This is a genomic window from Flaviramulus aquimarinus (genome assembly GCF_039543205.1).
Taxonomy (GTDB): domain Bacteria; phylum Bacteroidota; class Bacteroidia; order Flavobacteriales; family Flavobacteriaceae; genus Flaviramulus_B; species Flaviramulus_B aquimarinus.
The window spans coordinates 1,397,341-1,419,054 of record NZ_BAABJH010000001.1 but is presented as its reverse complement, the minus strand read 5'-3'; the positions used below and the strand labels follow the sequence as shown (position 1 = coordinate 1,419,054).

Here is a 21,714-nt window from a genome sequence, read left to right as displayed (position 1 = left end):
AATTGAGTATTGCCCAGGAGACTTAATTAATGGCCTTCTACTAGGCGGTTCTAATAAATTACATCTTCCTTAAAATAGCAAACCCAAATTTACATTTCTTTTCTTTTTTCTAATGTTATAGACTAAGAGCATTGTGCACTTTGTAAATTATTGCTATTAACTAAAACCAATTATCATGAGAAAAGCATTACTTGTTTTATTTTTATTATTCTTTGTTAAATTTAATTATGCCCAAGATGTTATCTTAACTTTTGATGGAGTTACTGGAGATCCAAGTGTCAACGCTCCTTTAGATAAGGTTATTATTGAAAATTTAACTAAAAAAGAATCCATAGAACTAACAGATCCTTATGTTATTAATCTTACTAGTCTTTTAGGTCTTAACGATAATATACAAGAAATACAAGAGAAGGGATTTCAAAAGGTATATCCAAACCCAACTGATTCAGCTGCGTTTGTTGAATTTTACTCAGAAGGTATGGGTGAAACAACTATTAATTTTTATAATATTTTAGGACAAAGTGTTGCTAATTTTTCAGAAAGACTAAATAAAGGGTTGCATAAATTAGAATTCACACCGCAATATGAAGGTATTTATCTAATAGAATTATATGATAATGGACATAAAGACTTTTCAAAACTAATAGCGACTAAAAATAATGTTCATCAAACCACCCTTTTGTATGTAAATAAAAACACATCAAAAAAGGACTCGCAAACTATCGCAAATAAAGTAACCAATGATTTTACTTTTGATATAGGTGATGAACTGAAATATACAGGATTTTATGGTTCGTTAACGAATGGTATATACGATTCACCTACAGAAAGTAGAACAGTTACTTTTAGTCTTAATCTGAATTTAAATGGAGGCGATACGCTAGAACAAATTTCAAAAACAAATACAGAAGCTGTTTCTAAATTAAATGAAATACTTATTGAATATGATTTCATCCATTCTTTAAATACTTTGAAAGACTGGTTGGAAAGTTCTCCAAATATATCAGAAGCTGATATTTCAGATGGAAATGTTGAAATTAAGTATAACTCCGGACTTTTAAGTTTTGTCATAATATCTTTAGTTGATGAGGAAGGAAATAGGACTAAAGGAGGAGGAGCGAATACTGCGAAAACAAGCAATAAAAGCAGCATCATAAAATTAGAAGATAAGAATTCTGATTATATAAGTGCGACTAGTAATCTTAGTATGATGGGAGATGAAAATATTATTACAGATAGAGATGTTTTTATTTATGAGCCATTTGAATCTGATTTTCAACAAGGGGAAGGAACCGCAATAAAGACTTTATTTGATAATGCTAATCTAGGTTTTAATCCACCAATACACTTAAAAAATGAACAATGTACCTTAAGTTCACTAAGTAATTTAACAGATTATGGATTTATTTACTTTAGTACACACGGAGTTAAAGGCAATGTAATTTGGACTCGTGAAAGATTACAAGAAGATAATGAAGAACATGAGAATTTAATGTTTTCTGAAAAGTTAATACTTGGAAAGCTAGTTGAATACAAAACTTCAATTAATAATACAGTTGTTGAGGTAAAAGATGATTTTTGGGGTGTTACTGCTAAGTATATTTCAGATTTAAATGGAGATTTTCCCAATAGCGTAATATTTAATAGTTCCTGTCAAAGTACTAAGACAGATTTACTTTATCAAGTTTTTAAAAGTAAAATGGCTAAGACATATTTAGGTTTTGATAGAAATGTTTGGGAAGATTTTTCAAAAGAAGTTGGGGTTAAATTTGTAACTAATTTATTAACACCAAACCTCACAACTGGAGAAGCCTTTTTTTTAATATATCCTAAACAAGACCCAAGACCCCTAGAAATTCCATTTATTCTAAATGATGCTATAATTGAAATACTGGGTGATCAGAATATAACATTTCATGAGGAATCTGATTTATCTAAAGATGCTAAGAACATTAGATTAATATTAGGTAATGCAGGTGTGGATGTCTCATCTCCCCTATGGGATTCAACTAATGATGCAGATTTAGTTACTATTTTACAGCAAAATGGATGCTATGTACAGAATGGAAGAGTTTATTATATTAACTGGAACAATAAATCTTTGGGAAGTATATCTGCAGAAATAGGTCAACTAACAGGACTGCAACATTTATTGCTTATAAATAACGGTTTAAATAATTTGCCACAGGAAATAGGCTCTTTGAGCAATCTCCTTGAACTTACTGTAAATAATAATAACTTAACATCTATCGACTCCTTTATTGGTAATTTACAAAGCCTGACTGATTTATTTTGGACAAATAATGGCTTAACTACGGTGCCCGCATTTATCGGGAATATGAATACTTTAGATAACGTTCATTTTGAGAACAATAGCTTAACCTCTGTTTCAGCTGACTTAGGAAATCTGACTAATTTAAATTTTTTGGTTTTTTATACAAATCCGACACTTTTATGTTTACCACAAAGTGTCTGGGATATAGGTAGTGCTGTTAGAACAAGTTTGTCAACTGGTGACACAGATTGTAGCAGTTAGTAATGAAATTAACCGGTGCATCATATTATTGCAAGAAAGACCTTTGCAAGTACAGTATTGTTATACAATGATGTGCCTATGGAAATTGTTAGCGAGCTTTTAGGGCATTCCAGCATGAAAATCACCCAAGATAGTTATGGTAAGGTGGTACAGAGAAAGATTAGTTTGGAAATTAATAGAATTAAGAAGAGATAAAAATACCTAATAATGGGTATTTAATTTGTAAATAATTTGTTATAATTTGCATATGTATGTATACTCAATTTGAGTATTGTTAGTAAAAGATTTTTTTCTAATTTGTAATAGCTATTAACCAACAACCCTTCCCTCATGAAAAAGTTTATTGAGTCATCTCTAATAATATGTTTACTTCTTATTTTTAACTCATGTTCTAATGATTCTAATGATTCTAATGATTCAAATGATAAGGATAGTCCAATTAGAGATAACGAAGTTATAAATTATTTAAACACACCCAATTCTGAAGGGCAATTATTATCCGAAGTTTACATAGAAGAAGATAAGACTACAACATATTTTTATGGCAGTACTGATGCTAGTGGAGAGGGATTGTTAACAAAAAGTTTGGCATACAAAGTTGATGATTCAGAAAGAGTAGAATATGTAGTATTAGATGAATTACAAAGAGTTAAATATATCTATTCAGAAGTTAATGGCGTGAAGGAAAAAGAGATTCATTCATTCACTTATCCTGAAGAAGGTATAGTTAATTACATAATTCTTAAAAGAGATTGGACAACATTAAAAGATGATATACTACATTTTTCTACAGTTGAAACTAATGGAGAAGAATTTATTGCGCATAATTTATATGGTAAGGGGTTAAAAATAAAAAGTCCTCCTGAGGGTGACGCATTACTAGCAAACGTAGGTACTGCTGTAACTGTTTTGGCTGTTGTAGGAACTTTACTTTATGCTAAAGCACCAGGTTTAGCTAGAATACTAGCTGCTTTAGCATATACGACGGCTGCTATAGCTGATGAGCCACCTGTAGTTAATAATAATACAAATGCTCCATCTCCGCCAGTAACTAATATTATAGACAACCAATGTACTAATTCAAGCCTAAGTGTAATTATAGGTGTAGACCCAGGTAATGTTTTGGTAGCTATTGTAAATGGAGACTCAGCTACTTATGATTTTTATTGGTCTACAGGAGAAACTGCTACAACTCCAATTACACATATTATAACTGCTCCTGATGATGGAGTGTATTATGTTATGGTTAGAGATGAAAAAGGGTGTATTGCCTTTGCTTCTACGAGTGATAATTCAGGGTTAAAAGTTGGTGATTTACATGAGGGAGGTGTGATTTTTTATATTGATGATACAGGAGAGCACGGTTTGGTCTGTTCATTAAAAGACCAAGCAAATGAAGTGCAATGGGGTTGTGATAAAGTGAATTTAGAAGGGGCAGATGGCACTGCTATAGGTACTGGATTACAAAACACTTTAGATATTCTCGCTGGTTGTGAAACCTCTAATATTGCTGCAAGACATGCTTATTCAGGCGATTGGTTTTTGCCAAGTTATGATGAGCTATTAGAAATGGCTAAAAATCAACAAGCTATTGTGGAAGCCGCTCTTGCAAATGGAGGGGAACCATTTTTATATTCTTTTTATTATAGCTCAACTGAGACAAGTAGTGAATCAGTATATCTAATTCATTTTGGGTATGATTATAGTTGGGGAGCCAACCCTCCGCCTTATTATGGATATAGTAGTCAGCAAGGGCCAAAATGGCGTGAAGTTTATAACGTTAGAGCCGTGAAGGCTTTTTAAAGGTTAATAATATTCTCTTATTAAAGTCAACTTGTCAATTTTTTTTATCAAAATTGAAGAGGTCTGAAATTTCTATTTTAAGAGCTTGTGATATTTCATAAATAGTACTAACAGAAGTATTAATTATACCTCTTTCAATTCTACTAATTTGAGATATTTCAATACCGATATCATTAGCTAATTCTGCTTGGGTAAAACCCCTGGATTTTCTAACCTTTTTGAGGTTTATGCCAAACAAAATTAAGAAAATCAAAATTTTATCAAAAAAATGTTTCTAGAAATCGTTGTTAAAGATGGTAATGTAAAACCTGTTCCAGCCATTGTGTTTCAGATGGAATATAAGCTTTTAGTAAAAAAAATTCAAAAACCCATTCTATATTTAGAGTGGTTTTTTATTTTGAAAATATTTTAACCAACCATAAAATCAAATAAAGCCCAATACCAAACCCAAATATGAGTACTGATACCACAAAAGCAATACGGATATGAGATGTTTTCCATCCTAATTTTCCACTTAACCATTCTGAAACTCCTAAAATCATAATTTTAATTATTTAATGTCAAATATAAACAATATGGCTGTTCTAGAACTAAGGCTGCTTAGAATAATTATCTGAAGATAATAGAAAAAGTAAAGATGAGTTCATTGTTACACAATCACTCATAAACCTTTTGTGGTTGATAAACTTTATGTTGAATTAGTTTACGATTCTTAAAAAAGCTGTTTTAAGAAAATGAGTTCTAAAATAGGGAACACTTAGATAAATACATTAGTTATATTGATTTAGAGTAAAACCGATAATTTTAAGCCAAGTTATCTACTTTATATATGGAATCAAATATCAATATCAAAAAAATCTCGTAACTGAACTTCTAGAGTAATAGCGAGTATGGATATTGTGAATATATTTGGAGTTACTATTCCTTTTTAAATTTTGTAAAGATATTGCCTGTCCTTACCTATAGATTGAGCTAACTGGGTTTGTGTTAACCCCTTTTCTTTTCTAAAAAACTTTCCTTGTATTTTTTTCTCAATACCAAGTTATTTGGCATAAAAAGATTGAACATAAGTTTGCAGTTTTTTTTTATTTTACTTTATAATATTGTACCAATAAATGGTTGTTAATTCACGGTCGCATGAAAATTCTATAGGGTATTCATGGTAAAGTGGTTAAAAAAGAATTGGCAACTGATATTCCTCATGGTACGTTGCTAGAGAAACAATTACATTGAGTACTAAATCAAAATAGTATCATGAAAACAAATTATTTTAATGCATTATTTTTTGTTGTTATGTTATTTATGGTTTCCATAGGTCATTCACAGAACGTATTAACTGACGGAGACTTTAGTGTAACCACTGATATTATCTCCAATTTTGACGGAACACCACCTGCAAATGTTTGGTCAACATGGCAAGCAACTAATGTAGACGCTAATGCAGTTGTTGTAAATAATGAGTTTAATTACCAGATACGTAGTGCTGGAAATCATACCTATGAAGTGCAGCTTGTACAGGCAGGATTCTCTTTAGTACCTGGGCATTCATATAAACTTTCATTTGATGTTAAAGCAGATGCAAATCGTGCTTTTGGTGTTTTTCTTGGGGAACATAGTGGCAACTGGACAAACCTAATAGGTTCAAATAATTATAGACAATATGCTACTACTGATTGGCGGACTATTAGTATTGAATTTGATGTTTTCACTGTATTTCCTTATCATAAATTAAGTTTTGAGTTGGGATCCATAAACACAAGGACTTTTTTTGATAATGTTATCTTATTTGATAAGGGTGTTATCAAAAAATCTAGTGGTTCTGAATTAAATACTTTGCATAAAAACATAAGTATGCAGGGGTTCAGACCCGAATCATCGCTTGGTCAAGAATTTATAAATTCATACAAAGAATCAAAATTTATTGTCTATCCAACTATTTCCAGGTCAATTGACACTACAACCTGGTCTAAATCGTTATCAAAAGGGTTTGCAGAAAATTTGAAAAGCGAAGATAATTTAAATATCAATTTAAATGAAAATTCACTTGATCCTGGTGAATTAAAGGGGGAAAGTCAGTATGATTTCTTTAATAATGATATGGAAAGACTTGGAAATGAGATTAAGCTGAAAAAGGAAAACGCAGATTATTATATAATTCCAGAAATTGTATTTGAACCGAAAAGACAGGGGACACTGTTTGTGTTCGGAATTCATATTTTCATCCTTAACAATGCAGGTGAAAATGTATTTTCTTTTTTACTTAATTCCCATCACGAACCTTTTTTAGGAGGAAAATTATATGCCTATGAACCCGATGAAAAGGAATTGGAAGCATTGAAAAAAAGGAGCTTGGAAGTTGGAATAAGGGTTTTTAAACTAATGGTTGATAATGAAATTAATAATTAAAAAGTAAATATAGATTGTCAAATTGAAAGGTTAGATAAATTTAAGTCCAGCAGAAATGTTTGACTTTTTTGTTTTTAATACTTTCCTGCTAATACCAGCTTTTACTCTATATTACATTTTACTTCAAAAGTCAAGTTGTCAAATTTTTTACAAAAAAAGGTATACTATAGGGTGTATCATTATTTCTTCAAGGTCTACCATTAATAATCTAATTAAAACATCAAAAATCATGAAATTAAACATACTATATTTACCTTATTAAAATAGATTTAATTATGTAGTGATTTTTCGGCAATCTTAATAAGTTGCCAATAGGGGGGTAAATAGCCGTTTTCAATTTTAAACGTTTTTATGTTTGCTTCAGTAGTTATTTTTAAACTTTGAAATTGGTCAACAAAATAATTATTCTTTAGCGCGGTTGTGGCATCCATACCTTCTGGAATAACACCAGCTTTACCAAAGACATTAAGAACATAAGAGTAGCCTTTAATAAGCCTTGCTATGGGTAGTGCCCATAGATTGTAATCAAGTTTCTTTCCTTGGTTTGCATTAGTAATCAGTACATCCATAACGGCATTGTCTATATGGTCTTGAAATAGAACCTCCTTATTTCTCCATTCAGCTACAACACTTAACATAGGGTCATATTCAAGGTCTGATGGCATTTGGGTTATGAAATTTTCAACACCAAACACATGTAGCCATTCGGCAATCCCTTTAGAAGATATGGTAGATTTAAACTCCCATAATTTAATTCCAAATCTTTTATATGCATAAGAACCAACTTCAGAACAAAACATGGATGAAGCATCAAAATAATCCATTTTAAAATCATAAGGAATATGTGTTGTTTGAGATAGATTATAAATATAGGTTGAGGCTTTATGAGGAAGCATGGGATTTAATTTCAACTCTGGTAAATCAGCCCTTGGTCGCATGACCATAAACCTAAGCTTTTTATCTTTTAAATAGTCGTCTATTGTTGCAATTGCGACACCTTTTTCAATATGGGCTTCTATTAAGTATGGTTTATTAGTGTCTTTATCAATATGTAACAATGCAACATGCGAGAAATTACCTGGATAATCATTTCCTCGAGATATAAAGGCTGAAACTTCAGCGCCACCACGACTAACAAGTAAATCGCCGCTATGTACATCTATGCCTAAAATACTAGCAGAAGGCGTGGCTGAAGGTTCGTTGGTAACATATGTTGTTGAAATAAAATCGTTGGTGTTAGTTTGTAATAGTACTTCTTCAACAGCAGCTCGCATACCATAAAGTATTCTGTAGGATGTATTACGTGCACTAGAGGTATTCATGTCCCAAAAACGTGAATCTGATTTTACTTTTTTTCTTACCCTATTATAAAAATGAATGTACCAGTCAGATTTGTTTTCTTGAGCAGCAATTAAAGGTGTAATATTAAAGAAACTACGTTCTATTAAATTGTATAAACTATCTTCTGGGCTACTAATTTTATTTTCAAAATCATATAAGAGTATATCGGCTTGAACAGTTAATTTATCAACAATTGAATCTAATTTTTTAGAAGGTGTGTTTTTGGCTTTTTGAAATTTTATTTCTAAGGTTTCCCATAACTTATCTTGATTCCAAATGAAAGGGGCCTTGGTGGCATTAAAGAACTCTTTGTTTTGTTGAGGTATTGGTATTAGAAGCAAAAGATAAATCCCAGCTATGATTAATAAAAACAATAAAATTTTTTTCATAATAGTCATTAGGTTTTATCATGTTTAATTGTAAGTATAATAACTTTACTTTTAATGAATAAAAGCTTTAGCCGCTTCAATGGTCTTTTTAGAATTGCCGACAAAAATCTGATCATCAACAATAATAACAGGTCTACTTAAAAAAGTATAATGATCTAAAATAAAGTGTTTATAATCGCGTTCTGTTAAATCTTGATTTTTCAAATCCATTTCCTTATAAAGTTTAGAGCGCTTACTAAAAAGGGCTTCATAACTTCCTGCAAGTGCTTTCATCTCTTCTACTTGCTTTACGGTTATGTCTTCAGATTTAATATCTTGTAACACAAATTCAGAAGGTAAATCCAATTCTTTCAAAATTCTTATACATGTATTACATGTTTTTAAATAATATACTTTTTTCATAATCAATTAAATTTTCATTTCCTTAAAGAAGGAAATCCAAATAATCTTCTCAACAAAATAAAAGCAATTATATCATAAATACTATATTTATCGAAAAATTAAATAATAATGGATTTTACATTTCAGGTTTTAAATAATATACGTAGCATTTTTAATAAAATAATAGCTGATAATACTTTAGAAAATTTAAATAAAATACCTGAAGGGTTTAATAATAACATCATCTGGAATATTGGGCATGTTGTGGTTTCAGAACAATTATTGGCTTATAAATTGTCTGGGTTGGATATGATGCTTTCTGATGAAATAATTAACAAGTATAGAAAAGATTCAAAGCCTGAAGGAAGTGTAACCCAAGAAGCTGTAAACGAAATAAAAGCGTTACTATTTTCAACTATAGAAAAAACAAGGTCCGATTATGATAAAGGACTATTTAAAACATACAATACCTATACTGTATCAACAACAGGAAACACGTTAACTCATATTGAAGAGGCTTTACAGTTTATAGTCATTCACGAAGGGTTGCATTATGGTTATGTTTTAGCCCTTTTAAAAGCTATTAAAAACTAGATAAGGATTAGCTTTATCATAAGGCACTATAAATTCGATAATACCTGTTGAATATGGTGCGATTTCATTGGTGTTGTAAAGTAAAACAATACCATCTTCCGTATAAGCTATATTGGAAGGTAAATCAAATGAATTTGTATTGAGCGTAATATCCTTATCAGCAACAGTTTTATCAAAATAAGGTTTAGCTGTTTTTTTAAAGGCTTTAACGTCGTGAAATAATTTGCTATTGGGAATGACATGTCCAGTTTCAGCATTAAAATTCAAAAAAGAGATATTTAAATTGCCATGTGCACCGCCAGTATTTACATAAGCGGTTATGGCAATGCTTATAATTTCAAATGATTCGTATATAACCTCACCGTCTATTTGCGCGTCCCATTTTTGCTTAGTTTCTGGGAAATCATTCTTAAAGGTATTGTATTGGTTATTAAAAGATGAAATGCTTTCTTCAACAGATTTGGAAGTGGCATCATCTTGATATCCAATATCTAAGGCAGAAATAATTGTTTTTTGTATTTTAGTATTTATATGATTCGCTATCATATCATTTCCATTCGCTTCAGGAATATTTATTTCAACAATACTATTCTGATCTGTTGAAACATTAATTTCTGTGAATGCTATTTTTAAATCTTCATTACAAGCTATAAAAATAAATAATGAGCAAAAAACAATAAGGTGTTTTCTATAAAACATGATAAGGTTGTTAATCAAGATTAAAGGTAATTATAACCTTTTACTAAACCGAATTAAAAACTACATTTGTAGTAAAGTCGAATAAAAATGAAATTCAATACTAAAGTTATTCACGGAGGTCAAGAATATGATAAAGCTTATGGTGCAGTAATGCCACCAATTTACCAAACCTCTACTTATGCTCAAACAACTCCCGGAGGTCACAAAGGCTATGAATATTCTAGAACACATAACCCAACCAGAAATGCTTTAGAAAATGCTTTTTCAAGTATTGAAAATGGTCATTATGGACTTGCTTTTGGCTCAGGGCTTGCTGCTATTGATGCCATAATAAAGCTTTTAAAGCCTGGGGATGAAGTTGTTTCTACCAACGATTTATATGGTGGTTCTTTTAGATTGTTTACTAAAATATTTGAAAGGTTTGGTATTAAGTTTCATTTTATAGGTATGCAAAGTGTATCTAACATTAAAGCTTATGTAAATGATAACACAAAACTTATTTGGGTAGAAACACCAACAAATCCCATGATGAATATTATTGATATCAAGGCTGCTTCTGCAATTGCAAAAAAGCATAATATTCTATTGGCAGTAGATAATACATTTGCAACACCTTATTTGCAAAAACCATTAGATTTAGGAGCAGACATCGTTATGCACTCGGCAACCAAATACCTTGGCGGACATAGCGACGTGGTTATGGGAGCTTTAGTAGTGAAAGATAAAAGTTTGGCAGACAGATTGTATTTCATTCAAAATGCAAGTGGTGCTATTTGTGGTCCACAAGACAGTTTTTTGGTATTAAGGGGGATAAAAACGTTGCATGTTAGAATGCAACGTCATTGCGAAAACGGTAAGGCTATTGCTAAGTTTTTAGCAAATCATCCTAAAATTGAAAATGTATATTGGCCTGGGTTTGAAGCGCATCCAAATCATATCATAGCCAAAAATCAAATGACAGATTTTGGTGGTATGATATCGTTTACCACTAAAGGGAATAATTATGAAGAGGCCATTAAAATTATAGAAAATCTAAAGGTATTTACTTTAGCAGAATCCTTGGGTGGCGTTGAATCGCTTTGTGGCCATCCTGCAAGTATGACACATGCCAGTATACCAAAAGAAGAGCGCGAAAAAACAGGTGTAGTAGATTCGTTAATAAGGTTAAGTGTCGGGATAGAAGATATTGATGATTTGGTAGCCGATTTAAAGCAAGCCTTGAAATAAGGTTTAGATTTTTAAATTAATATATGCATTAACTTCTTTAATCTAAATAGTAGATATAGCCCACGTTTAGCCAAACTAACCAATCATTATTTTTATTGGATTCTAATTGATGGTTAAGACCGTCAACCCAGTCGCTAAAATAGTATTGAAATCTAAAATCTAACATTAAATCAGAAAGCTTATCAAGTTTGTAACGTACACCAACACTAGAAACAACAGACCAAGTACTACCTGGCGAAATGTCAACAGATCCAGGTTCCCATCCTGAATAAAAATTACTGGGGTCAGTAATATCTCCAATAGCAGTGGGGTCGGGGTTTTCAAATGTAGTACTAACTTCTGGGGTAAAAGATGTGTAATGAACACCTAAGCTAGCAAAAGGTGCAAACCTATAGCTAAATGATTGAAATGAGCGAATACTAAGCGGAAAAAATTCAAGTTGTGTACCAATATCCAAATTTTCAGCCACACCTTTATGGCCTCTTAATTGGTTGGCTTCTATAGTATTTCTACTCGGGTCAACCCATTTTCCTAAATGTTCAAGATTGGTCTTATTATAAGATATTTCATTTCTTAATTTAAAATGATCATTAAAATAAGTGTCTGTAGTATAGCAATTACAATCTGCTCGGTAAGAAAAGTTTAAATAGTGAACAATTCCTATTCCAAAGCCAGAATTCCCAAAGTTTGTTTTTGAATCTTCTCGAACACCATAATCTGACCTAAACTGTACAGGACCAGCTATTATGCCTATTTCATGAGAGAAGCCTAGTTGAGCACTTGCAGTTTGGATAATAGCAAACAAGCAAAAAGCAGAAGCTAAATGTTTCAAGTTAAGCATAAAAAGGTTTCATTTTTCGAGGGCATTATAGTAAACAAATATATAAAAACTCAATAAACAAACAAATATTAATAGATTTCCCAAAATCTACCTAAAATATTTATTGCGAATTTCAAAAAAAAACAGATATATTTTTGAAGATAACGTATATTTGTACCAATAAATTACATATTTAATAACAACAATACAATAATTGTATATATGAAAAGTAACATTGAAGCATTTTTAGATCTTGTTAAGGAAAGAAATGGCCAAGAACCTGAGTTTTTACAGGCTGTTGAAGAAGTAGCAGAAACTGTAATTCCTTACATTGTTAAACATGATATTTATTATGGTAAGAATATTCTGTTAAGAATGGTAGAGCCAGAACGCGTTATTACCTTTAGAGTCTGTTGGGTTGATGATAATGGGGAGATTCAAGTAAACAGAGGGTATCGAATTCAAATGAATTCTGCCATAGGACCTTATAAAGGGGGTTTACGTTTTCATCCAACCGTAAATATGAGTGTTTTAAAGTTTTTAGCCTTCGAACAGGTCTTTAAAAACAGCCTTACTACATTGCCTATGGGTGGTGGTAAAGGAGGAAGTGACTTTGACCCTAAAGGAAAAAGTGACAATGAGATTATGCGCTTTTGTCATGCTTTTATGAGTGAACTGTTTAGACATATTGGTCCTAATACAGATGTTCCTGCTGGCGATATAGGTGTGGGATCAAGAGAAATAGGATTTTTATTCGGTATGTATAAAAAACTTAGAAATGAGTTTACAGGGGTTTTAACTGGTAAAGGACTATCATGGGGCGGATCACCTATAAGACCTGAAGCAACAGGTTATGGTAATGTGTATTTCGCACAAAAAATGCTCGAAACCAAAGGCGATAGTTTTGAAGGAAAAAATGTTGTGGTTTCTGGTTCTGGAAATGTAGCACAGTTTGCTGCTGAAAAAGTATTACAATTAGGCGGAAAAGTTATAACACTTTCAGATTCATCAGGGTATATTTATGATACGGATGGTATAGATGTTGAAAAATTAGCATTTGTCATGGAACTTAAAAATGTAAAACGTGCTAGAATTAGTGAATATATAGACGTTTACCCTAATGCAAAATTTGTTAAAGGAAAAACACCTTGGGAAGTTACATGCGATGTAGCTTTGCCATGTGCTACCCAAAACGAACTTAATGAAAATGATGCTAATACACTTTTAAGTAATGGTTGTATTTGTGTTAGTGAGGGCGCTAATATGCCTTCCACTAAAGAGGCCATTGCAGCTTTCCATAAAGCTAAAATTTTATTTGCTCCAGGTAAAGCTTCTAATGCGGGTGGTGTTGCAACTTCTGGTTTAGAAATGACTCAAAATTCATTAAGGTTTAAATGGTCAAGAGAAGAAGTGGATAATAAATTAAAAGATATTATGTCCGATATACATAAATCATGCTTAGAATATGGTAAAGATGATGATGGCTATATAGATTATGTAAGAGGGGCTAATATTGCAGGCTTTGTAAAAGTAGCTGATGCTATGTTAGCGCAAGGTGTTGTTTAAAAAGCCAAGCATATTGCATAAAAGCTTCCCATTTACGGGAAGCTTTTTTTATTTAAAATATATTATTTTAAAGTAAAACTCGTTAGTTATAAATATATTTGAATATTCAAAAACCCCTTATGTTAAAACGAGTAGCCATATTTATAATTTGCCTGTGCCCGCTGCTACAATTTTGTCAAGATTTTTCTGCGCTTTGGAAAGGGCATTTTTCATATAATGAGATTAAAGATATTACGGAAGGTAACAATAAGATTTATGCCGCTGCAGATAATGCCGTTTTTAGTTTAGATACTCAAACAAATGAAATTGAAGAACTTACTTCGATTAACGGCTTGTCGGGCGAAACCATTTCAACAATATATTATAGTGAATATTATGAATTGCTTATAATAGGCTACGACAATGGACTTATAGAAATAGCCTTTGATAATGATACTGAAATTCTAACAATCGTAGATATTATAGATAAGCCTACAATTCCTTCTACAGATAAAAGAATAAATCATTTTAACGCCTATCAAAATGTTGTATACATTTCAACAAATTTTGGGATTTCTATATTTGATTTAGAACGGTTGGAGTTTGGAGATACTTATTTTATAGGAAATGGAGGAAGTCAAATTCCGGTAAGCCAAACCTCCGTTTTTGGAGATGATATTTATGCGACTTGTCTTAATGGAAATGGGATAAGAAAAGCTCGAGTTTCAAATCCTAATTTAATAGACTATCAAAATTGGCAATTAATTACTTCTGGTAGTTGGGTTTCAATAGAAACACAAGATGACAAGTTGTATAGCATAAATACAAATAGATCAATTTATCAAATTATAAATGATGGGATTAGCCAGAGGTTTAATTACCCTGATTTGCCCTTAAGTTTGAAATCCATTAATGGAAATTTAGTGGTTTCAACACAAAACAACGTTTTTGTTTATGATTCTAATTTTAATATTATAAGCCAAATAGCCATCGAGGCTTCTTTTGATACTGAATATACCACAGCTACTATAGATTTAGAGAACATTTATATCGGTACTAAAGATTTTGGAGTTTTGAAAACCGCTTTTAATGATTTGGTGACTTTTGAAGAAATTCATCCAGACGGTCCATTATTAAATACACCGTTTTCAGTTCAAACTGAAAGGAATGGATTGTGGGTTACTTTTGGGGACTATACATCAAGATATGTTCCTACTCCATTTAGAAAACATGGTGTTAGTCATTTACAAGATGAAACATGGAAAAACATACCTTATGATAGCTTACTCGGTTCTAAAAATTTAAATAGTATATCTGTAAACCCTTTAAACACAGAGCAAGTGTTCATTAACTCGTTTGAAGATGGCTTGCTTGAAATCATTGATAATGAGCCAATAATAAGGTATGATCAAACAAATAGTGGTTTAGAATCATTAATCTTATCAGGAAAACCTGATTTTATAAGTATACGATTATCAGGTTCAACTTTTGATCGTGAAGGATTGTTATGGACTACAACATGCTTGGCATTAAAGCCATTAAAATCGTATCAGCCCAGTACAGGTCAGTGGAACAGCTATGACTTTACCAATTTAATTCCAGACCCTATTAATGAAAACTTAGGCTATAGTGATCTAGTCATTGATGACAATGATATTAAATGGACAGGTAGTTTTAATTTTGGTGTAATAGGATTCAATGAAAATAATGGAAACCCAATACTAAAAAGTATTAAAACCGAAGAAGAAAACTTTCCCTCGATTAATGTTACAGCATTAGCTTTAGATAAAAGAAATCAGTTATGGATTGGAACCGATCTAGGTTTAAGAGTCCTATTTAATACCTCTAACTTTTTTACAGATGAAAATGTTCGTGTTGAAGAAATTATAATAGAAGAAGATGGTATTGCTAAAGAACTTCTATTTCAACAATCCATTGCAGATATAAAGGTCGATGGCTCAAACAATAAATGGATTGGAACTACAGATTCAGGACTGTTCTATTTTTCATCAAATGGTCAAAATACAATATTCCATTTTACAAAAGATAATTCGCCATTACCATCAAATACCATAAACGATATTTCTTTAGATGAAATAAATGGAATTGTATATATAGCAACAAAAAAAGGCTTAGTGTCTTTCCAATCAGGTGGTTCAAGTCCGTTTGAAGATTTAGAAAGCGCATTTGCTTACCCCAATCCAGTTAGACCAAACTTCAATATTGTAGACGAAAAAGTTAAAATTAAAGACATTTCAGAAAATGTAAATATCAAAATTACTGATATTGAAGGCAATTTAGTTGCCGAAGCACAATCAAGAACAAATGAAAGATACAGTGGTTTTAATCTAGAAATAGATGGCGGAACAGCTTATTGGAACGGTAAAAACCTTGCAAATAATGTGGTTGCATCTGGGGTTTATCTTGTTATGCTTGCGGATTTAGATACGCTTGAAACTAAAGTTTTAAAATTAATGGTTGTTAGATAATGCTTATTACTACAAAGGCTATTGTTCTATCTAAATTAAAATATAGAGATAATGACTTAATAGTCAAATGTTACACGCAGCAATTAGGTGTTGTAAGCTTTCTGTTAAGAGGTGTTTTAAAAAACAAAAAGGGAAGTGCTAAGGTAGCCTACTTTCAATTATTATCTCAATTGCAAATCGTATTTCTTTATAAGAATAGCAGGTCTTTACAAACCATTAAAGAAACAAAACTTAATTGTATTTATACAAGCTTACACACACATGTTTTAAAGAGCTCAATAGTTATGTTTTTATCTGAGGTACTGGCAAATACCTTACAAGAAGAAGAACAAAACGAGACCCTTTTTAGTTATTTAGAAAACACCCTTTTATGGCTAGACTCCCAATTGGAATACTCTAACTTTCATTTATTGTTTTTATTAAAGTTGACTAAATACTTAGGGTTTTATCCAGATACTACAAATGTAGAATATCCTTTTTTTGATTTAAGCGAAGGTAAGTTTGAATTGAAGTCTAACAATAAATATAATATATCAGGAGAAAATTTAGTGCTTCTAAAACTGTTATTAGGCACAACATTTGATGAATTACCTAATATAAAAATTAACGCAAAGCAAAGACAGTCCTTTTTAAGTATGATTTTGCTTTATTTTGAACTACATTTGGGAAGTTTTAAAACCCCAAAATCACTACAGGTATTTAATCAAGTTTTTAGCTAAAACATGAAGTTTTTATATATTGTTTTCTTCGTATTACTTGCTTCTATATCCGCTCAGGCTCAAAATATTAAAGTTCTAAACAAAATAACTAAAGAGCCTATTTTTGGAGTGGCTATATACAATATAGATAAATCTAAAAGTGTGATTACCAATTTTAGGGGTGAAGTTGAATTAGATGTATTTTCAGATACAGAAATCATTTATTTCAAGCATTTATCGCATGTTTTAAAAAAACTGACCAAACTCCAGTTAGACGGTTCTAATAAAGTGTATTTAGTTTCAAATACCCAAGGTTTAGAAGAGATTGTCATTTCCGCTTCCAAGTTTGAGCAAAGCAAAAAAGATATTCCCCAAAAAATAATAAGTATGAATGCAAAAAGCATTCAATTTATAAACCCACAAACTAGTGCAGATTTGCTAGAAAACACAGGTCAGGTTTATGTGCAGAAAAGCCAGTTGGGTGGTGGAAGCCCTATGATTAGAGGATTTTCCACAAACAGGTTATTAATAACAGTAGACGGAGTAAGAATGAATAACGCTATTTTTAGAGGCGGAAATCTGCAAAATGTTATTGCAGTCGATCCGTTTTCTATCCAAAATACTGAAGTTACTTTGGGTTCAGGCTCTGTTATATATGGAAGTGATGCTATTGGGGGCGTTATGAGTTTTTATACCCAAAAACCAAAACTATCTAATTCTGATTCATTACTATTCAATTCTAATGCATTGTTAAGGTATGCTTCTGCAAGCGATGAAAAAACAGGACATTTTGATTTTAATTTAGGTTATAAAAAATGGGCTTTTGTCACCAATGCCAGTTATACAAGTTTTGGCGATTTAAAAATGGGTAATCATGGTCCTGCAGAATATTTAAGACCAGAATTTGCCTTAGGAACAAATAATGGCGATGTGGTTATACAAAATAGCGACCCTTTAGTTCAAAGATTTTCTGCTTATAATCAATTTAACGTCATGCAAAAAGCGCATTATAAACCCGATGAAGACTTAAGCTTTGATTTAGGATTGTATTATACAACAACATCAGATGTTCCAAGATATGACCGTCTTATTCGTTATAACAATGATGTTTTACGTTCTGCAGAATGGAATTATGGTCCGCAACAATGGTTTATGTCCAATCTTCAGGTTACCAAATTGAGTAGTCGCTCTAATTTATATGATAAAATAAAAGCCACTATGGCCTATCAAAACTTTCAGGAAAGTAGAATACATCGAGATTTTCAATCTTCAATTCGTAACATTAGAGAGGAAGCCGTTGATGCTTATTCGTTTAATTTAGATTTAGAGAAAACATTTAGCACTAAAACGCAATTTTTTTATGGTATTGAGTATGTTTATAATAAGGTTATGTCTCAAGGTGAAGAAGAAGATATTTCCAATGGCATTACAAATCCATCGGTTTCTCGATACCCTAATGGAGCTACGTGGCAATCTGCGGCGGTCTATTCCAGTATAAAATATAAACCCAATCCTAAATTTGTATTTCAATCAGGCTTGCGTTTTAATCATGTAGTTTCTAAGGCTAATTTTGAAGAAAATAATGCGTTTTTAAACTTACCTTTTAAATCATCAAAAAATGAAGCAGGAGCGCTTACAGGAACCGCAGGTATAAGGTGGTCGCCAAGTAAAACCATACAGTGGAAATTAAATGCCTCGTCTGCCTTTAGAGCGCCTAACATTGATGATATTGGTAAAGTATTTGATTCGGAACCAGGTTCTGTGGTCGTGCCAAATGAAACCTTAAGACCTGAGTATGCTTATGGAGGAGAATTGAGTTTAACGCTAAATTTTGATAATAGTTTTATACTGGATATGAGCACATATTATACCTATTTGGATAATGCTTTAGTACGAAGAGATTATAACCTAAATGGCGAAACAGAAATTATGTATGATGGCGAATTAAGCACAGTACAAGCCATACAAAATGCTTCGAAAGCTTGGATTTATGGTTTTGAAGTCGGTTTAAAAATGGTTATTACAAATCAACTTCACCTGAATTCGCAGTACAATATTATTGGAGGGACAGAAACTGCTGGTGATATTGAAGTTCCTATTCGTCATGTAGCTCCAAGTTTTGGAAATACACATTTGGTTTGGATGTCTAAAAATGTTAAGCTTGATGCATTTGCCAATTATAATGGTAGCTTATCTTTTAATCAATTAGCGCCATCAGAAATAGAAAAAGATTATATCTATGCTTTAGATGAAAATGGAAACCCTTACAGTCCATCGTGGTATACACTTAATTTTAGAGCACAATATCAAATAAATAAATCTACAACAATTACAACAAGTATAGAAAATATAACAGACCAACGCTATAAAACCTATTCCTCTGGTATTGCCGCAGCAGGAAGAAACTTTATACTGGCTTTAAAGTATAGTTTGTAATGTAATTACGAGCTTAACATTATTTCTAATTAATATTCCGAATTACGCTTTACTATGCTTATAAGTCTATTGTCTTTTAACTGACTTTTTAGTAATAATTGTTCCATTTGATAATTCAACTTTAGCTATAAAAATACTGTTGTTCAAATTAGAAAGTTTATAAGTTTCAACATTATTATTTCCTTTAAAACGATAAAGCTGTCTGCCTAAAAGGTCATAAATATCAACCGTTTTAATACTTAAATTATCAGCTGTTGTAAACTGTACATTATTATCTTCTAACTCAGATATCTTTAACGATTTTGAGTTTAAAGCAATCTCATCTGTTGATAAAGAAGCTTGGTTAAATACAATTTCAAAACGGTTACTAAACTCACCAGTTTCAGAGGTGAATGCGTAGTCTGAAGTTGATAAAGAATGCAAGGTATTAAGCAGCTTGTCTTTTAAATAGATAGTGTTATTATTTAAAAAATCACCTTCCAATTGTGGAATGGATAATGTGTAAGTTGTAGAAACGTTAATATTTGTTTTAAAACCAATCTTAATGATTTCATTTTCATTAATACTATTAATGTCTTTTCCTTGAATGACATATTTTTTATTTGAATTTTCTATAGTTGAATATAACACAGTATGAGCAGATTGGGAAACAATTTTACGGGCATCGTAATAAGAACCATCATCAGCATTAGTTGCGCCGTTTACATAGCCAATAAGTATTTGGTTAAACGCACCATTATTAGAGGTTAAATTAACCCATAGCTTATTGTCAACACTATTAGAATTATTCTTTTTTGAATTTGGGTTTTTGAAAAATTGTGAATTACTGGTCGCATCAGCTTTTCTCATAGCATTAGTAAATGTTACAGTATTATTATCATTGCCCTCAACAAAAAACCCTTGGCCAGAAGGGATATATTGGGTAGGTGTATCTGGGCCACCTCCAGCAACACCTGCACCAAGGCCAACAGAATATAATGCATAATCATTTTGATTAAAATTTTGACCTTCATTACCAGGATTTGCATTATCAGGAGGAGAAGCTTGTGACCAAAAGTAAGCCACACCTCCAATAACTGAAGCATTGGCGAGTTGAAATGCCTCAAAATCAATAGCAGAAGGATAGGGGTTTCCAATAAAATTCCAGCTGCCTAAAGTATTTATAGCATCATAAGATATGTCTGTTGTAATATTTCCCGTATTAAACGGCCCAATAAAAGTAGCAATATCTGTAGAAGGATAAATACCTAATTGTCCTGAAGTTGCGGCATAACCGACTCCAGATTGCATAATATCTGTTCCTGCTGCAACAGTCCAATCATCTCCATTATCATCAATATCATCAGCATCAGTATCTAAAAAATTAGCAGCATTAAACCAAAAGCGCCTATCTGTATCAGTATTTGGAAAAGCATCAGCTATGGTTTCCCCGCTAACTGGAGAGCTCCAATAGGTATAATAATACCAATTTTGCTTTACTGCGGTTACTTTATTGACACTTGAACTACCTCCTGAAAGTATTGTAAATGTTCCTCCAGCATTATTTTGGACAAAACTACCTTTAGATTCTACTATTAAGTTACCATTTACTGTTACATCATTTTCAACTTCAACAAAATAGCCATCATCAACTCTAAGTGTTCCGTTAACAGTTAAGCTACAAGCAGAAAAACTTCCATTAGTAGCATCTGTAGTATAGTTGTCATCAATAATAGCATTTATGCCAATGGTTGGTGTGCCATTATCCCAAGCCCCAGCCGTCCAAGTTGTTGTTGTTGGGCAAGATTTGGGCACAAATCTAATATTATCAATATAAGTAATACGGCCTGTGCTAGAATCTAAAATTTCTGGATGAATAACTATTTGGTCTGGGTTTCCTCCTGGCAATGGTACAGTAACCCATAAAGATAAGTCAAATTCCAATTCAACCCATGCATCAGCTACCGTATTGGTTATTGTAGCTTGGTGTGCTGCGGCACCAAAGTTAACAAGTTTAACAATTATTGTAGAAGGCGAGCCTACCTGATAGACCATTAGTTTAACTGAACTATTAGCAGCCGTAACAGCAAAAGATCCTAAATCAGCACCATGCTGCGACTCAAGTCCAGGGTAATTTGAAAACGCTTCTGTTTTGGTGAATTTAGCCACGGTAGCCGAGGTGTTAATCCCTCCAGGAACAGGGTTTGCAATAATTTCTAATGGTGCATTAGGGGCATTACCAAAAACGGTCCAATTCCACGTAGCACCATGTCCGCCAACTTCAAAATCAATTGGAGCATTTTGCGCAGTTCCATAATAAACAACCAATAGTATAAGTAAAAGTGTGTTTTTTTTCATCATGTTAAGTTTT

Annotated in this window: 17 protein-coding genes and 1 pseudogene; 10 read left to right on the top strand and 8 right to left on the bottom strand. The window is 32.0% G+C overall.

The features are described from left to right. The first annotated feature begins 175 nt into the window (after positions 1-175). The 3 genes and pseudogenes from ABD941_RS06585 to ABD941_RS06580 all read left to right on the top strand — a co-directional run bounded on the left by ABD941_RS06585 (position 176) and on the right by ABD941_RS06580 (position 4,339). Positions 176-2,536: a leucine-rich repeat domain-containing protein gene (locus ABD941_RS06585; RefSeq protein WP_345273267.1), complete on the top strand. Its 2,361-nt coding sequence runs from the start codon at positions 176-178 to the stop codon at positions 2,534-2,536. A gap of 21 nt (positions 2,537-2,557) precedes the next feature. Beyond that, positions 2,558-2,731: pseudogene (locus tag ABD941_RS14655) on the top strand (site-specific integrase); the annotation flags it as partial. 135 nt (positions 2,732-2,866) lie between these two features. After that, entirely contained in the window at positions 2,867-4,339 is a 1,473-nt protein-coding gene (locus ABD941_RS06580; RefSeq protein ID WP_345273266.1) for a hypothetical protein, read from the top strand. Between the two features lie 34 nt (positions 4,340-4,373). Here the strand turns inward: ABD941_RS06580 and ABD941_RS14650 are convergent, their stop codons facing one another. The 3 genes from ABD941_RS14650 to ABD941_RS14645 form a co-directional block, all read right to left on the bottom strand. Then, on the bottom strand, positions 4,374-4,577 hold the full coding sequence (locus ABD941_RS14650; RefSeq protein ID WP_425557100.1) for a helix-turn-helix domain-containing protein: 204 nt from the start codon (positions 4,575-4,577) through the stop codon (positions 4,374-4,376). Positions 4,578-4,731: 154 nt separating this feature from the next. Further along, entirely contained in the window at positions 4,732-4,881 is a 150-nt protein-coding gene (locus ABD941_RS06575; RefSeq protein WP_345273265.1) for a PspC domain-containing protein, read from the bottom strand. 386 nt (positions 4,882-5,267) lie between these two features. Then, entirely contained in the window at positions 5,268-5,363 is a 96-nt protein-coding gene (locus tag ABD941_RS14645; RefSeq protein WP_425557099.1) for a helix-turn-helix domain-containing protein, read from the bottom strand. A 230-nt stretch (positions 5,364-5,593) separates the two neighbouring features. Here ABD941_RS14645 and ABD941_RS06570 point away from each other — a divergent pair, with 230 nt between their 5' ends. Further along, on the top strand, positions 5,594-6,745 hold the full coding sequence (locus tag ABD941_RS06570) for a carbohydrate binding domain-containing protein (protein ID WP_345273264.1): 1,152 nt from the start codon (positions 5,594-5,596) through the stop codon (positions 6,743-6,745). A 269-nt stretch (positions 6,746-7,014) separates the two neighbouring features. On the opposite strand, the gene ABD941_RS06565 is transcribed toward ABD941_RS06570, so the two are convergent. Together ABD941_RS06565 and ABD941_RS06560 are read right to left on the bottom strand one after the other, a co-directional pair. Then, the gene (locus ABD941_RS06565; protein ID WP_345273262.1) at positions 7,015-8,475 is read right to left on the bottom strand and encodes a YiiX/YebB-like N1pC/P60 family cysteine hydrolase; all 1,461 of its coding nucleotides are present in this window, start codon (positions 8,473-8,475) and stop codon (positions 7,015-7,017) included. Between the two features lie 51 nt (positions 8,476-8,526). Then, the gene (locus ABD941_RS06560; protein WP_345273261.1) at positions 8,527-8,877 is read right to left on the bottom strand and encodes an arsenate reductase family protein; all 351 of its coding nucleotides are present in this window, start codon (positions 8,875-8,877) and stop codon (positions 8,527-8,529) included. Positions 8,878-8,985: 108 nt separating this feature from the next. Between ABD941_RS06560 and ABD941_RS06555 the strand changes: the two genes are divergently transcribed. Next, a complete protein-coding gene (locus ABD941_RS06555) occupies positions 8,986-9,450 on the top strand; it encodes a DinB family protein (protein WP_345273260.1) in 465 nt (154 codons plus the stop codon). On the opposite strand, the gene ABD941_RS06550 is transcribed toward ABD941_RS06555, so the two are convergent. Next, positions 9,430-10,149: a DUF3298 and DUF4163 domain-containing protein gene (locus ABD941_RS06550; RefSeq protein WP_345273258.1), complete on the bottom strand. Its 720-nt coding sequence runs from the start codon at positions 10,147-10,149 to the stop codon at positions 9,430-9,432. The genes ABD941_RS06555 and ABD941_RS06550 overlap by 21 nt on opposite strands. Before the next feature lie 87 nt (positions 10,150-10,236). Here ABD941_RS06550 and ABD941_RS06545 point away from each other — a divergent pair, with 87 nt between their 5' ends. After that, the gene (locus ABD941_RS06545) at positions 10,237-11,376 is read left to right on the top strand and encodes a cystathionine gamma-synthase (RefSeq protein ID WP_345273256.1); all 1,140 of its coding nucleotides are present in this window, start codon (positions 10,237-10,239) and stop codon (positions 11,374-11,376) included. A 37-nt stretch (positions 11,377-11,413) separates the two neighbouring features. Here the strand turns inward: ABD941_RS06545 and ABD941_RS06540 are convergent, their stop codons facing one another. Beyond that, positions 11,414-12,217: a THC0290_0291 family protein gene (locus ABD941_RS06540; protein WP_345273255.1), complete on the bottom strand. Its 804-nt coding sequence runs from the start codon at positions 12,215-12,217 to the stop codon at positions 11,414-11,416. Between the two features lie 201 nt (positions 12,218-12,418). Here ABD941_RS06540 and gdhA point away from each other — a divergent pair, with 201 nt between their 5' ends. From gdhA to ABD941_RS06520, 4 genes are all read left to right on the top strand, one after another. After that, positions 12,419-13,762, top strand: coding sequence for an NADP-specific glutamate dehydrogenase (gene gdhA, locus ABD941_RS06535; RefSeq protein WP_345273254.1), 1,344 nt, complete (start codon positions 12,419-12,421; stop codon positions 13,760-13,762). A gap of 119 nt (positions 13,763-13,881) precedes the next feature. Further along, complete coding sequence (gene porZ, locus ABD941_RS06530) at positions 13,882-16,230, top strand: type IX secretion system anionic LPS delivery protein PorZ (protein WP_345273252.1); 2,349 nt, start codon at positions 13,882-13,884, stop codon at positions 16,228-16,230. Further along, on the top strand, positions 16,230-16,949 hold the full coding sequence (gene recO / locus ABD941_RS06525) for a DNA repair protein RecO (RefSeq protein ID WP_345273251.1): 720 nt from the start codon (positions 16,230-16,232) through the stop codon (positions 16,947-16,949). The genes porZ and recO overlap by 1 nt, the downstream gene beginning before the upstream one ends. Positions 16,950-16,952: 3 nt before the next feature. Continuing rightward, the gene (locus ABD941_RS06520; protein ID WP_345273249.1) at positions 16,953-19,364 is read left to right on the top strand and encodes a TonB-dependent receptor plug domain-containing protein; all 2,412 of its coding nucleotides are present in this window, start codon (positions 16,953-16,955) and stop codon (positions 19,362-19,364) included. Between the two features lie 66 nt (positions 19,365-19,430). Here ABD941_RS06520 and ABD941_RS06515 read toward each other — a convergent pair whose 3' ends face one another. After that, positions 19,431-21,701, bottom strand: coding sequence for a hypothetical protein (locus ABD941_RS06515; RefSeq protein WP_345273248.1), 2,271 nt, complete (start codon positions 21,699-21,701; stop codon positions 19,431-19,433). Between the last annotated feature and the right edge of the window lie 13 nt (positions 21,702-21,714).

Coding starts and splice junctions, on each gene's coding strand:
- gdhA (WP_345273254.1), top strand. CDS start 12,419: ATGAAAAGTAACATTGAAGCATTTTTAGATCTTGTTAAGGAAAGAAAT.
- ABD941_RS06550 (WP_345273258.1), bottom strand. CDS start 10,149: ATGTTTTATAGAAAACACCTTATTGTTTTTTGCTCATTATTTATTTTT.
- ABD941_RS06570 (WP_345273264.1), top strand. CDS start 5,594: ATGAAAACAAATTATTTTAATGCATTATTTTTTGTTGTTATGTTATTT.
- ABD941_RS06580 (WP_345273266.1), top strand. CDS start 2,867: ATGAAAAAGTTTATTGAGTCATCTCTAATAATATGTTTACTTCTTATT.
- ABD941_RS06565 (WP_345273262.1), bottom strand. CDS start 8,475: ATGAAAAAAATTTTATTGTTTTTATTAATCATAGCTGGGATTTATCTT.
- recO (WP_345273251.1), top strand. CDS start 16,230: ATGCTTATTACTACAAAGGCTATTGTTCTATCTAAATTAAAATATAGA.
- ABD941_RS06575 (WP_345273265.1), bottom strand. CDS start 4,881: ATGATTTTAGGAGTTTCAGAATGGTTAAGTGGAAAATTAGGATGGAAA.
- ABD941_RS06545 (WP_345273256.1), top strand. CDS start 10,237: ATGAAATTCAATACTAAAGTTATTCACGGAGGTCAAGAATATGATAAA.
- porZ (WP_345273252.1), top strand. CDS start 13,882: ATGTTAAAACGAGTAGCCATATTTATAATTTGCCTGTGCCCGCTGCTA.
- ABD941_RS06520 (WP_345273249.1), top strand. CDS start 16,953: ATGAAGTTTTTATATATTGTTTTCTTCGTATTACTTGCTTCTATATCC.
- ABD941_RS06555 (WP_345273260.1), top strand. CDS start 8,986: ATGGATTTTACATTTCAGGTTTTAAATAATATACGTAGCATTTTTAAT.
- ABD941_RS06540 (WP_345273255.1), bottom strand. CDS start 12,217: ATGCTTAACTTGAAACATTTAGCTTCTGCTTTTTGCTTGTTTGCTATT.
- ABD941_RS06560 (WP_345273261.1), bottom strand. CDS start 8,877: ATGAAAAAAGTATATTATTTAAAAACATGTAATACATGTATAAGAATT.
- ABD941_RS06515 (WP_345273248.1), bottom strand. CDS start 21,701: ATGAAAAAAAACACACTTTTACTTATACTATTGGTTGTTTATTATGGA.
- ABD941_RS06585 (WP_345273267.1), top strand. CDS start 176: ATGAGAAAAGCATTACTTGTTTTATTTTTATTATTCTTTGTTAAATTT.